At 61.1% G+C, this 13,030-nt stretch carries 9 protein-coding genes; all 9 read left to right on the forward strand.

The annotated features are described in order from the left end of the window. Positions 1 to 331 precede the first annotated feature (331 nt). The 9 genes from rpmE (at position 332) to PMW67_RS08145 (ending at position 12,908) form a co-directional block, all read left to right on the forward strand. Entirely contained in the window at positions 332 to 757 is a 426-nt protein-coding gene (gene rpmE / locus PMW67_RS08105; RefSeq protein ID WP_006235303.1) for a 50S ribosomal protein L31, read from the forward strand. 307 nt (positions 758 to 1,064) lie between these two features. Continuing rightward, positions 1,065 to 3,872 carry a preprotein translocase subunit SecA gene (secA, locus tag PMW67_RS08110; RefSeq protein WP_117773349.1) on the forward strand — a complete coding sequence of 936 codons (2,808 nt, stop codon included), beginning with the start codon at positions 1,065 to 1,067 and terminating at the stop codon, positions 3,870 to 3,872. Beyond that, entirely contained in the window at positions 3,872 to 5,020 is a 1,149-nt protein-coding gene (gene prfB / locus PMW67_RS08115; protein ID WP_117773347.1) for a peptide chain release factor 2, read from the forward strand. The genes secA and prfB overlap by 1 nt, the downstream gene beginning before the upstream one ends. Before the next feature lie 166 nt (positions 5,021 to 5,186). Next, complete coding sequence (locus tag PMW67_RS08120; RefSeq protein ID WP_117746564.1) at positions 5,187 to 6,077, forward strand: YitT family protein; 891 nt, start codon at positions 5,187 to 5,189, stop codon at positions 6,075 to 6,077. A gap of 207 nt (positions 6,078 to 6,284) precedes the next feature. Then, a complete protein-coding gene (locus PMW67_RS08125; RefSeq protein ID WP_117634793.1) occupies positions 6,285 to 7,115 on the forward strand; it encodes a transketolase in 831 nt (276 codons plus the stop codon). Between the two features lies 1 nt (position 7,116). After that, entirely contained in the window at positions 7,117 to 8,058 is a 942-nt protein-coding gene (locus PMW67_RS08130; RefSeq protein ID WP_006235309.1) for a transketolase family protein, read from the forward strand. A 451-nt stretch (positions 8,059 to 8,509) separates the two neighbouring features. Continuing rightward, on the forward strand, positions 8,510 to 9,730 hold the full coding sequence (ftsE, locus tag PMW67_RS08135; RefSeq protein WP_117773345.1) for a cell division ATP-binding protein FtsE: 1,221 nt from the start codon (positions 8,510 to 8,512) through the stop codon (positions 9,728 to 9,730). Further along, entirely contained in the window at positions 9,717 to 10,637 is a 921-nt protein-coding gene (gene ftsX / locus PMW67_RS08140; protein ID WP_099432018.1) for a permease-like cell division protein FtsX, read from the forward strand. Before ftsE ends, ftsX begins: the two co-directional genes overlap by 14 nt. Before the next feature lie 135 nt (positions 10,638 to 10,772). Further along, positions 10,773 to 12,908, forward strand: a complete 2,136-nt coding sequence (locus PMW67_RS08145) for a ribonuclease R family protein (RefSeq protein ID WP_117735979.1) — start codon at positions 10,773 to 10,775, stop codon at positions 12,906 to 12,908. Positions 12,909 to 13,030: the final 122 nt, after the last annotated feature.

Raw genomic sequence — 13,030 nt, forward strand, 5'->3', positions numbered from 1 at the left:
GTGCTCATTTCAAGCCATCTGCTCGACGACCTGGCAGACCTCACCGACTCGTTCTACTTCATCGAGGCCGGCACGCTCGTGGAAAAGATCAAGTCGTCCTCGCAGACGCTCAAGCAGGAATACCTCGATACATACGAAGGATGAATGTGGGGGAGTGTTCGGATGATAGTTGATATTCAAGGGCCAGCTCGTGTCGTGCCGAAAAGACCGTGAACCTTTTGTGGGACATGCGGCGCCGTGGTACCATAGCCAAGTTTGTTGTCTTGGTCGGAAACCAAGACGCCTTATGCGCTGATCGGTAACCAGCGCCTGACCAATAAGGAGTCCTACCATGAAGCAGGGTATCCATCCCCAGTATGTCGAGTGCACGGTGACGTGCTCCTGCGGCAACACCTTCAAGACGCACGCTACCGTGTCCGAGATGAAGGTCGAGCTTTGCAACGAGTGCCACCCGTTCTACACCGGCCAGCAGAAGTTCGTCGACACCGGTGGACGCGTCCAGCGCTTCGCCGACAAGTTCGGTGGCGCCGCTGCCGCCCAGCTCAAGAAGGCTGAGGAGGCCAAGGCTGCCAAGGCCGCCAAGGCTGCTGAGGCCGAGGCCGCTCGCAAGGCCGCCGCTGAGGCTAAGGCTGCCGAGAAGGCCAAGCGTGCTGCTAAGTTTGCCGAGGAGGCTGCCAAGCAGGCCGCCGAGGCTCCCGCAGAGGCTCCCGTCGAGGAGGCCGCTGCCGAGGCCGAGACCACCGAGGCTGCTGAGTAAATAGCTCGCCGCGGAATCACTCGCATTCATGGCATGAGGGCCGTGCATCCATTTGGGTGCGCGGCCCTTTTCTTTTTATTGGTGCAAGCTAACCTGTCCCCGTGGCACCAAATGGCAGAGAGACGGCGTTTGCTCAGATAAAACCTGCCAAAATAAACCCGTTCCATTGCGGCAGGTTGGTCATAGTTATTACGTGGCGGTCGAGCTCGACCGTATAGGCCGCGCCTTGTTTGGCTAAAGTACAATCATCTGTGTTTAACTCGCCCGCAGCTGCACGGCGTGGGCGATGGCCAAAAAGGAAAACCACATGGGATTCATGTCAAAGCTGCTGTCCTTTGGATCCGATAAGGACCTTAAGCGCTACTACAAGATCGTCGACCAGATCAACGGTCTTGAGCCCCAGTTTGAGAAGATGACCGAGGAGGAACTCCGCGGCCAGACCGATAAGTTCCGCGAGCGTTACGCCAACGGCGAGTCGCTCGACGACATGCTCCCCGAGGCCTTTGCCACCGTGCGCGAGGCTTCCAAGCGCACCATGGGTATGCGCCACTTTGACGTGCAGCTCATTGGCGCCATGGCGCTGCACGAGGGCCACATCGCCGAGATGAAGACCGGCGAAGGTAAGACCCTCGTCTCCACGTTGGCCGGCTATCTCAACGCTATTGCCGGCAAGGGCGTGCACGTCGTCACTGTCAATGATTACCTTGCCAAGCGCGACTCCGAGTGGATGGGCCGCATCTATAAGTACCTGGGCATGACCGTCGGTCTGCTCCAGAACAACATGCCGCTCGAGCTCAAGCGCCCGGCCTACCAGGCCGACGTCACCTACGGCACCAACTCCGAGTTCGGTTTTGATTACCTGCGCGACAACATGGTCACTCGTCCCGAGCAGCGCGTGCAGCGCGGCCACAACTACGCCATCGTCGACGAGGTTGACTCCATCCTGATCGATGAGGCTCGCACCCCGCTGATCATCTCGGGCGCTGGCACCAAGTCCGCCAGTACCTACAAGGACTTCGCGCGTGCCGTGCGTGGCCTTGAGCGCGGCGAGGACGTGTCGCACGACATGCTTACCGCCACCGAGGACGTTGAACCCACGGGCGACTACGTCATGGACGAGGCCAAGCACACCATCGCCGCCACCGAGCGCGGTCTTAAGAAGATCGAGCGCCGCCTGGGTATCGATGACATCTATGCCGATCTCTCCGGCCAGCTGGTCAACCACCTGCAGCAGGCGCTGAAGGCCCAGTACATGTTCCACCGCGACAAGCAGTACGTGGTCACCAACGGCGAGGTCAAGATCGTCGACGAGTTCACCGGCCGCATTATGGAAGGCCGCCGTTACTCCGAGGGCCTGCACCAGGCCATCGAGGCCAAAGAGGGCGTGCTCGTACGCGAGGAGAACCAGACGCTGGCCACCATCACCTTGCAGAACTACTTCCGTCTGTATGACAAGCTCTCCGGCATGACCGGCACGGCACTCACCGAGGATGCCGAGTTCCGCGAGATCTACAAGCTGCCCGTCGAGGTCATCCCCTCCAACAAACCCGTTCAGCGTGTTGATCACGAGGACCTGGTGTACCGTACCATTCAGGCCAAGTACAACGCCGTCGCCGACGATGTCGAGCAGCGTCACGCCAAGGGCCAGCCGGTCCTGGTGGGCACCGTCTCCATCGAGAGCTCCGAGAAGCTGTCGGCCGCCCTTACCAAGCGCGGCATCGCGCACGAGGTCCTCAACGCCAAGCACCATGAGCGCGAGGCTCATATCGTTGCCCAGGCCGGACGCTACGGCGCCGTGACCATCGCTACCAACATGGCCGGTCGTGGTACCGACATCCTGTTGGGCGGCAACCCCGACGAGCTGGTGCGCGAGCGCCTTGAGTACGAGGGCCTGACCATGGAGGACGTGACGCCCGAGCAGCTTGAGCAGTTTAACGCCGAGGCCAAGGAGACCTGCAAGGCCGAGCGCGAGCGCGTGCTTGCCGCCGGCGGCCTGACCGTTATCGGCACCGAGCGCCACGAGTCCCGTCGTATCGACAACCAGCTGCGCGGCCGCTCCGGCCGTCAGGGCGATCCGGGCGAGACCCAGTTCTACCTGTCGCTCGAGGACGACCTCATGCGCCTGTTCGGCGGCGACAAGATGGACCGCGTCTCCAAGATGATGGTCACGGCCGACATGGGCGACGACATGCCCATCCAGCACAAGATCATCTCCAAGGCCGTCGAGAGCGCCCAGCACAAGGTCGAGAGCATCAACTTCTCCATGCGCAAGAGCGTCCTTGAGTACGACGACGTCATGAACAAGCAGCGCCAGGTCATTTACGCTGAGCGCAATAAGATTCTGGACGGCAAGGACCTGACCGACCACATCACCGAGGTCATGCACGACACCGTGTACCGCTGCGTTCAGGAGTTCTGCACCAAGGACAGTCACGATGGCGAGCGCGACCTGGAGGGCCTGCGCAAGTGGGTTGTGGAGCTCACCGGCCACATCGATACGCCGAAGTTCCCCGACGAGGATTATGAGGCTCTGGCTGCCGATGTCCTGGCTTACGTAGAGAAGTGCTACAACATGAAGGCCGAGCGCTTGGGCGAGGACCTGATGCGCGAGCTCAACACCCAGGTCATGCTGCGCGTCATCGATACCCGCTGGATGAACTACCTGCAGGAGATGGACTATCTCAAGACCGGCATCGGCCTGCGCGGCTTTGGCCAGCGCGACCCGCTGGTCGAGTACAAGACCGAGGCCTACGGCGCGTTCCAGATCCTCGTCGACACCATGTACGAGGATTACCTGCGCACGGTTCTGCGCATCGAGATCAAGGCTGCCCCGCGTGCCGTGGAGCACAAGGAGGAGCCCGCGCTCGAGCGTGCGCACTTCTCCGGTCCTGCCGAGGTCGATGGTGACAACGGCGACTCGGTGCTGCGCAAGCAGGCGCAGGTGCAGGCCCGCACGGCTGTCCAGGGTGGTCCGGCTGCCGTCAACAACGGTGGCAAGGTGACCACCTATCGCAAGTCCGAGAGCGACGATCCGTACGTCAACGTGGGCCGCAACGACCCGTGCCCCTGCGGTAGCGGCAAGAAGTTTAAGTACTGCCACGGCAGGAATCGTTAATGGCTGAGGCTTTAGAGGTAACGCCCGCCGAGCTGGACGCGTTTGCGGACCGGCTCGGCGAGGTCGAGTCGTATCTCCACTTGGACGAAAAGCGCACGCGCGTGACCGAGCTCGAGGCCAAAAGCGTGGCCCTCGGCTTTTGGGATGACGCCGACGCCGCCCGTGCCACCATGGAGGAAATCGCGCGCACCAAGGAAGATATCGCTGCCGTGGACAACGCGCGCGGCGAGCTTTCCGATGCCCGCGCCGCGCTGGAGCTTGCCGAGGAGATGGGGGATGACCCCGATGCCGCCGCCCTTCGCGAGGAGGCTACAGCCACGGCTGAGCGCCTGGCCCGTGCCATCGATGAGTTTGAGCTTTCGAGCTGGTTTACCGGTGAGTTCGATCACGGCGATGCCATTGTGACCATCAAGCCCGGACAGGGTGGTCTGGAGGCCCAGGACTGGACCTTCATGCTCTTTAAGATGTACATGAAGTACTGCCAGCGTCGCGGCTGGAAGGTCACGATTAACGACTGCCCCGCTGCTGAGGTCATCGGCATCGACCGTGCGACCTTTACCGTCGAGGGCAAGGACGCATTTGGCATGCTGCGCGCCGAGGCCGGCGTCCACCGCTTGGTTCGCATTAGCCCCACCGACGACAAGAAGCGCCGCCAGACCACGTTTGCCGGCGTCGAGGTCATCCCCGTGCTACCCGATGATATCGACATCGAGATCAGTCCCGATGACATCCGCGTGGACGTGTACCACGCGAGCGGCCCGGGCGGTCAGGGCGTTAACACCACCGACTCCGCCGTGCGCGTGACGCATTTCCCCAGCGGCATTGTGGTCACCTGCCAAAACGAGCGCAGCCAGATCCAGAACAAGGCCGCGTGCATGCAGATCCTCAAGGCTCGCCTGTACGAGATTGAGCTCGAGAAGCGCGCCGAGGCCCTGGATGAGATTCGCGGACCCAAAACCACGATTGGTTTTGGCAACCAGATCCGCAGCTACGTGCTCTACCCGTATCAGATGGTTAAGGACCTACGCACGGGCGTTGAGACCAGCAATGTCGAGGCCGTTCTTGACGATGGCGACCTGGACCCGTTTGTTATTGGCTACCATCGCTGGGCCACTGGCAACGCTGACGCGGAGATCCCATCTGCATAAACCGCCCGGTTTATGTGGAAATGGATAAAACCCTCCGAGCAGGGTGGTTTTGTATCCAAAGCAAACCCTGCGCAGGGGTGGTTTTTGTTCGGCGAATCGGTAGAATCGAATACAGCAAGAAGTTCGAAGCGCATCCGTTTGGGTGCGCTTTTTTGAGGGAGGTAGCATGGCATATCGTCTGGACATCAAGCGCATTCTATCGATGAACTTCTTTCACGACCTGCCCCAGATTATGTTGGGGTGCGCTCTGGCCGCTATTGCGACCGACCTGTTTTTGATTCCCAACGGCCTTGCTGCCGGTGGTGTTACGGGCCTTGCCACCATTATCCAGGCGGTCGGCGCATCGCGCGGCATATCGCTTCCCGTTGGTATTCAGACGATCGTGATGAACGCCTTGCTGTTGCTGGTCGTTATGCGCGAGGGCGGCATGTTCTACGTGGTGCAGACCGCGACGGGCTTTGTGCTGCTGGGCTTCTTTACCGATCTGTTCGCCCCGTTTGTAGCACCTCTGGCGGATGCGGACCTGATGCTCCCTGCCATGTGGGGCGGCATTATTACAGGCATCGGTTACGGCATGGTGCTGCGCGCCGGCGCCAACACCGGCGGCTCGGACACGATTGGCCAAATCATCTCGCGTAATACCTCGCTGCCCGTGGGCTCGACCGTCATGGCGATCGATGTTGCCGTATGCGCGCTGTCGGCTCCGGTCTTTTCAATCGAAAATGCACTATATGCAGGCCTTTCGATGGTCATTAGCGGCTACGTGATCGATGCCGTGGTCGATGGTGGCAACAAACGCCGTATGGTACTCATCATCTCGGACAAGTTCCCTGATATCGCTGCCGATATCATGTATGGCCTGGGTCGTGGTTGTACCAAGTTTAAGGCGACTGGCATGTATTCGGGTGCCGAGAAGCCGGTGATCATGGTCATCGTGAACCGTCGAGAGCTCAATACCCTCAAGACGATCGTGCGCGAGCGCGATCCTCACGCCATTGTGACGGTCGCCGACGTTACGGAAGCTTTCGGCGAGGGATTCAAGGACATTAGCGCGTAGGGCCGACCGCGTCCCATCCAAAAGACGTTCACATTGATAAACCGTTTCATCAGCGGTTCTGCCTGCTAAATTGTTCAAATAATGATAAAAACTCTGGTAAAGCCATCAGTTTCCAGCATAATGAATGACGTACGTGCATTGCGGCTGTGTTGGGATTACCTTCGGTGCCGTGCGCATTTTGTCTAATGAGGATGAAAGGAAGGCACAATGAGCGACGAAGAGCTCAAAAAGGTTGCCAACGAGGTAAGGAAGGGCATCGTCACCGGCGTGCACGCTGCCAAGTCCGGCCATCCGGGCGGTTCGCTCGGCGCTGCCGACATCATGACCTATCTGTACTTTGAGGAAATGAACGTCGACCCGGCCCATCCCCGCAAGGCCGACCGCGATCGCTTTGTGCTTTCCAAGGGCCACTGTGCACCTGGTCTGTACGCTGTGCTCGCCGAGCGTGGGTTCTTCCCCAAGGAGGATCTTGAGACGCTGCGCCACATCGGCAGCCACCTGCAGGGTCATCCCAACATGAACGACACTCCGGGCGTTGACATGTCCACCGGTTCGCTCGGCCAGGGCATCTCCGCCGCCGTGGGCATGGCCGTTGCCGCCAAGCACTGGGGCGATACTTATCGCACGTACGCCCTGCTGGGCGATGGCGAGAGCGAGGAGGGCCAGGTCTGGGAGGCCGCCATGTTTGCCGGCAACCAGCAGCTCGATAACCTCTGTGTGATCGTCGACCACAACGGCCTGCAGATCGACGGTCCCGTCGAGGAGGTCAACGACCCCATGCCGCTCGCCGACAAGTTCCGCGCCTTTAAGTTCCACGTGGTGGAGCTTGCCGACGGCAACGATTTCGATCAGATCCGCGCCGCCTTTGCCGAGGCTCGCGCCACCAAGGGCCAGCCGACCGCCATTATCGCCGAGACCCTGAAGGGCAAGGGCGTGTCCTTTATGGAGAACCAGGTTGGTTGGCACGGCAAGGCCCCCAATGATGAACAGTTTGAGCAGGCCATGGCAGAGCTCACGGCCGCCGGAGAGGAGCTCTAGGATGGCAGACGTCAAGAAAATCGCCACGCGCGTAAGCTACGGCGAGGCCCTCGTCGAGCTCGCCAACGAGCACGATGACTTTGTGGTCCTCGACGCCGACCTGGCCGCCGCCACGCAGACCGGTAAGTTTAAGGCCGCCTGCCCCGACCGTTTCTTCGATGTGGGTATCGCCGAGAGCAACCTGATGGGTGTTGCCGCCGGTATCGCAACCACCGGTCGCGTTGCCTTCGCGAGCACCTTTGCCATGTTCGCCGCCGGCCGCGCCTTTGAGCAGGTCCGTAACTCCATCGGCTACCCGCACCTCAACGTTAAGATCGGTGCCACGCACGCCGGTATCTCGGTGGGCGAGGACGGTGCTACGCATCAGTGCTGCGAGGATATCGCCCTGATGCGCGTCATCCCCGGCATGACCGTTATCGTTCCGGCCGACGATGTCGAGGCCCGCGCCGTGACGCGCGCCGCCTACGAGTGCGACGGCCCCGTGTACATGCGCTTTGCCCGTCTGGCCTCGCCGGTTATCAACGACCCCGAGACCTACAAGTTCGAGTTGGGTAAGGGCATTGTCATGCGCGAGGGCGCCGATGTGACCATCATCGCCTGCGGCCTGATGGTCGGCGAGGCTCTCGAGGCCGCCGAGCAGCTTGCTGCCGAGGGCATCGATGCCGAGGTCATCAACATGCACACCATCAAGCCCATCGATGCCGACCTGATCGTCAAGAGCGCCACCAAGACCGGCCACGTCGTGACCGTCGAGGAGCACTCTGTGATCGGTGGCCTGGGCAGCGCCGTTGCCGACGTCCTGTGCGAGCAGTGCCCGACGCCGCTCAAGAAGATCGGTGTCAACGACACCTTCGGCGAGTCCGGCCCGGGTGCCGAGCTCCTGCACAAGTACGGCCTGGACGCCGCCAACATCGTGGCGACCACCAAGGAGTTCTTGGCATAAGGCAAGACGAGGCAAAGTATCGTCTCAACAACCACATCCAAGCCAGAACAGGGGTATCCCCAAAGAGGGCGCCCCTGTTTTTGTTGAATTTAAATTAGAGTCCTGCCAAGCAAAGGTCCCATGGGGAAACGGGCCCATCCCAACAAAGTGCAATTCAGACCCTTCCAACTTTGTATGCGCAGCATCTCAAGTTGGTGCGTCGGCCCCATAGTAGCCGCAGGCCGGGCGCAGGGTTACCTCCCAAATCTTTCCGCAGCGCATGGCCGGCGTTTGTCCGCAGCTCCGCAGGAGCAGGACAAATGCCGGCCATGCGCGAGGACGATTTGGGAGGTAACCCTGCGCCCGGTCGGTGAGACCCAAACCCCGCCATGCTTCTTATGTGCAGCAAAGCTAATGCTGCTAAAATACAAAGCGCTCATGTAGTTTAAACGCACGACGATAAGGAGCACCAGTGGGTAACCACTTCCGTACCTCCGGTGCGGGCGATGATGCCCCCAAGACGCAGACAGGCGTCCAGGGCAGTCGTTTCGCCACTCCGGATTCAGAGGGCCAGCCTGTTGCTCAGGCCCCCGCTCAGCCGGCAGATCAGGCACAGCCGGCATCCGATCCCTTTGCCTACAATCCCACCAGCGATGTCGCGCTTTCCGGCACGGCGGGTTTTGAGCCCGTTCAGGCCGTGACCGCTCGCGTGGAGCAGCCTCAGGCTGGCGCCGCCACGCCGCAGCCTACCATGGCCGGCATTCCCGACCCCATGGCCCCTGCGACGCCGGTTCCTCAGCCTGCGCAGTCCGGTCTCTTTGCCGCTATTCCCGATCCTACGCAGCCTGCTGCCCCGGTGGTCGAGAGCGATCAGGCCGCCGAGGTCGCAAGCCTCGATAACGCGCTCAACAACCCCGATTTTACGTCGGTGTTTGCGCCCATCGATCCGCAAGCCAGCCGCAAGAAGATGGCCAAGCAGGCCGGTGTCGAGCCCGTCATCCTTATGGAGCATGTCACCAAGATCTATCCGGCACAGCCCAACAAGCCTGCACTCGACGACATCAACATCGAGATCTATCCGGGCGAGTTCGTCTTCCTGGTCGGTCATTCCGGCTCGGGTAAGACCACGCTGCTGTCGACGCTCAACCGCGACGTCAAGCCGACGAGCGGCCGCATCTTGGTTGCCGGTCAGGACCTCATGAAGATCAAGAACCGCAAGGTTCCGTTCCTGCGCCGTCAGATTGGCGCCGTGTTCCAGGACTTTAAGCTTCTGCCTCAAAAATCCGCCTACGAAAACGTGGCGTTTGCCCTGCAGTGCATCGGCAAGCCCAAGGGTGTCATTCGCAGCCAGGTTCCCGAGGTGCTGCGTCTGGTCGGCCTGGCCGATCAGATGGACTCGCTGCCCGATCAGCTTTCCGGTGGCGAGCAGCAGCGCGTTGCCGTTGCCCGCGCCATGGTCAACCGCCCGCCGCTGCTTATCTGCGACGAGCCCACGGGCAACCTCGACCCGGCGATCTCGCTGGGCATCATGAAGCTGCTCGAGCGTATTAACCGCACCGGCACCACCGTGATCGTCGCCACGCACGACCGCGAGATGGTCGATAGCATGCACCGTCGCGTGATCGCCCTCGAGGGCGGCCACGTTATCCGCGACCAGGAGAGGGGAGGTTACGGCAACTATGGCACCAACTAACGTGGGCTACTCCTTCAAAGAGGCAATCAGTCACTTCTTCCGTAACTGGACTACCTCGCTCGGCGCCGTCATCACGATCTTCCTTTCGCTGTTTATCATCGGCCTGTTCATCATGGGCTCCGCGATGCTGAACTCCGTGATCGGCACCGTCGAGGATCAGGTCGTCATCAACGCCTTTATTAGCGATGACGCCGATCAGGCCGATGTTCAGGCTTTTGAGGCTGAGCTCAAGACGTGGAGCAACGTCAAGTCCGTGACGTACAAGGACAAGGACGACGCGCTGGCCGAGTATACGAGCAAGATGTCGGGCAACGCCGACGCCACCATGAGCGCGCTCGATGGCCAGAACCCGCTGCCGGCTTCGTTTGCAATTGAGATGGACGATCCGTCCAAGGTCGAGAGCACGGCCCAGAAGCTCAAGAAGAACGCCGACTTCCAGAAGATCGCGGATGACGGCGACGTCAACGCGAGCGTGCTGTACGGCCAAGAGGAAGTGAGCCGCCTGTTCCAGGTGACCAACTACATCCGCATCGCCGCCGTGGTGCTCGTTGGCCTTTTGACCTTTATCGCATTCATCTTCATCAACAACACGATTCGCCTGTCCATCACGGCGCGTCGTCGTGAGATTGCGATTATGCGTCTGGTCGGCGCCAGCAACGGCTTCATTCGCGGCCCGTTTATCACCGAGGGCGTACTGCAGGCCATTTTGGGCTCGCTGCTTTCCATCGGCGTTCTGGAGCTGCTGCGCAATCTGATGATTCCGCGTTTGCAGGAGAGCATCGGCTGGATGTCGTTTGCCCTGCCGATGCAGTACTACCTGGTGACCTATGCTGCGCTGATTCTGGTCGGTGTGATTATCGGTCTCTTTGGTTCTGCCATAGCCATGCGCCGCTACCTGCGCGTGTAGGCATGCCTGGAATTCATCCCTTCCAACGGGTCGTCTCTTATGGGGCGGCCCGTTTTTTGATCTCTAGGGGACGGCAGGAAAGCGAATCATTTGGGTAGACTCTTTGGAGTTCGTCATCGATAGCAAGGAGGCGCCATGGGGCGCAATAACAAGCATAAGCGCGGTGCTCGCAATAAGCGTGGGCCGGTGCGCAGCGAACGCCGTCCGAGCCTGACCGGGCGCGTGCAGCTCCATGAGCATGGCGCCTATGTCATAACCGAGAGCGGCGACTACAAGGTTATGGGCCGCGGTAAGCGCGAGATCATGGACGGCGACACCGTTGCCGTGAGCATTAAGAACAGCCCGCACGGTGAGCGGCGCGCCGTGATCGAAGGCGTGGTTGAGCGCGCAGCCATAAGCGTGGTGGGTACGTACCAGACCGCTGGTCCGCTCGGTGTGATCGAGCCGCTCGATTCGCGCCTGAAGGCCGACTTCTTCATTCTGCCCGAGGATACCTCGGCGGATCGTCTGGGCGTCCACCCGGGTGATGCCGTTGTCGCGCGCATTTTGACCTACCCGACGCGCCTGGAATCGGGCACCGTGACGATCGAACGCCGCATTGGCGGAGATGACGCGCCCGATTTGGGCGTTCAATACGTGATGGCGCGTTACGGCTATACCGATAGCTATCCCGAGGCCGCGCTGGACGAGGCCGAGGGGCTTTCGCTCGATGTGTCCGCGGCGCTTAAGGACCCGCTCCGCCGCGATCTGCGCGACCGCTTTGTCATCACGATCGACCCGGTCGACGCGCGCGACTTTGACGATGCCATTTCGCTTGAGCGCACGCCCGAGGGTGGCTACAAGCTGGGTGTGCATATCGCTGACGTTTCTCACTATGTGGCTTGGGACGGGCATATCGATCTTGAGGCTCGCCATCGTACGACATCGGTGTATCTGGCCGATCGCGTGCTTCCCATGCTGCCCGAACGCCTGTCCTGTGACCTATGCTCTCTTCGCCCTGACGAGGACCGTCTTGCGTTTACCGTTGACATTGAGCTCGATGCGCAGGGTCGCGTGCGGCATTACGATCCGTACCCCAGCGTGATTCGCTCGCGTGTGCGTATGGACTATGACGGCGCCGAGGCGCTGCTGGTGCGTGCCGACGCTGTTGAGTATTCGGTGCTGGAAGGCGCCGCTGAGGATGTTGCGGCTGCTGAGGCCTCGCGCGAGGAGGCGCTTGAGCGCGGTCTTGCGTGCGAGGAAACTGCTCGCGGCTATAACGTCGACCTCGGCGATTTCCTTGTCGCCGCCAACGAACTCGCCGAACTTCGCCGTCGTATTCGTCGTGCCCGCGGCTCAGTCGATTTTGACACGGCCGAGATTCGCGCTCTATTGGATGAGGACGGAGTGCCCGTGCAGATTGTGGCGCGCGAGCGTTCGTGTGCCACGTCGCTTATCGAGGAAGCCATGCTACTCGCCAACGAGTGCGTTGCAGAGTGGCTGGCAGACCGTGATATCGAGGCCTGCTATCGCGTGCATGAGGATCCGAGCCCCGATAGCCTGCACGGTGCCGCCGTTGCGCTGGCGCAGCTAGGCATCATCGACGATCGCCGTGCTGCCGGTATCGCCCTGGGGAGTCCCGATGAGCTACAGGCTGCAGTTGATGCTGCCGCCGGTACGGCCAACGCACCGCTCGTCAACACGCTGCTTCTGCGCAGCATGCAGCGCGCACTGTACAAGCCGCGCAACGAGGGTCACTTTGCGCTCGCCGCGCCGTGCTACTGTCACTTTACGAGTCCCATCCGTCGCTACCCCGATCTGGTGGTGCACCGCGTGCTCAAACTGCAGTTGGCCTATGAACAGCTCGGCGGCAAGGACGCCCTGGTCCGTACGCCGCGGCTGATCGGCAAGGGGCGCGAGTCGCTGCCGCGCATTCTGCCGCAGATCTGCCGCGCATGCAGCGATGCGGAGCGTGCGGCCGATGCCGCCAGCCATGCGACGCAAAAGATCAAGATTGCCCAGTACTATGAGGACCGTCTGGGCGAGCGCTATGCCGGAACCGTCTCGTGGGTTAGCAGCATGGGCCTCTTTGTGCGCTTGGACCTGACGCAGGTCGAAGGCTTGGTTTCGATCAAGAGCCTGGGCAACGAGTGGTTCGAGTTCGACGAGGATGCGCTTACGCTGACGGGCGCCGACACGGGGACTCGCTATGAACTGGGCCAGCGCGTGATTATCGAGGTCTCGCGCGTCAATACCACGCGTGGGCACTTGGACTTTAAGCTTATCCATTAGCCAAATCTCGACTCATGGCGGGAGAGCGGAGGGCGGTCTTTCGGGGCCGCCCTCCGCATTTGGATCATGGCTACCTTGCCGTCTGCTCGGCCGCCCGCTTACCTGCTATTTGAGAGGTAAAA

The sequence above is a fragment of the Collinsella aerofaciens genome (assembly GCF_028209395.1).
Lineage (GTDB): Bacteria > Actinomycetota > Coriobacteriia > Coriobacteriales > Coriobacteriaceae > Collinsella > Collinsella aerofaciens_AZ.

Coding starts and splice junctions, on each gene's coding strand:
- rpmE (WP_006235303.1), top strand. CDS start 332: ATGAAGCAGGGTATCCATCCCCAGTATGTCGAGTGCACGGTGACGTGC.
- secA (WP_117773349.1), top strand. CDS start 1,065: ATGGGATTCATGTCAAAGCTGCTGTCCTTTGGATCCGATAAGGACCTT.
- prfB (WP_117773347.1), top strand. CDS start 3,872: ATGGCTGAGGCTTTAGAGGTAACGCCCGCCGAGCTGGACGCGTTTGCG.
- PMW67_RS08120 (WP_117746564.1), top strand. CDS start 5,187: ATGGCATATCGTCTGGACATCAAGCGCATTCTATCGATGAACTTCTTT.
- PMW67_RS08125 (WP_117634793.1), top strand. CDS start 6,285: ATGAGCGACGAAGAGCTCAAAAAGGTTGCCAACGAGGTAAGGAAGGGC.
- PMW67_RS08130 (WP_006235309.1), top strand. CDS start 7,117: ATGGCAGACGTCAAGAAAATCGCCACGCGCGTAAGCTACGGCGAGGCC.
- ftsX (WP_099432018.1), top strand. CDS start 9,717: ATGGCACCAACTAACGTGGGCTACTCCTTCAAAGAGGCAATCAGTCAC.
- PMW67_RS08145 (WP_117735979.1), top strand. CDS start 10,773: ATGGGGCGCAATAACAAGCATAAGCGCGGTGCTCGCAATAAGCGTGGG.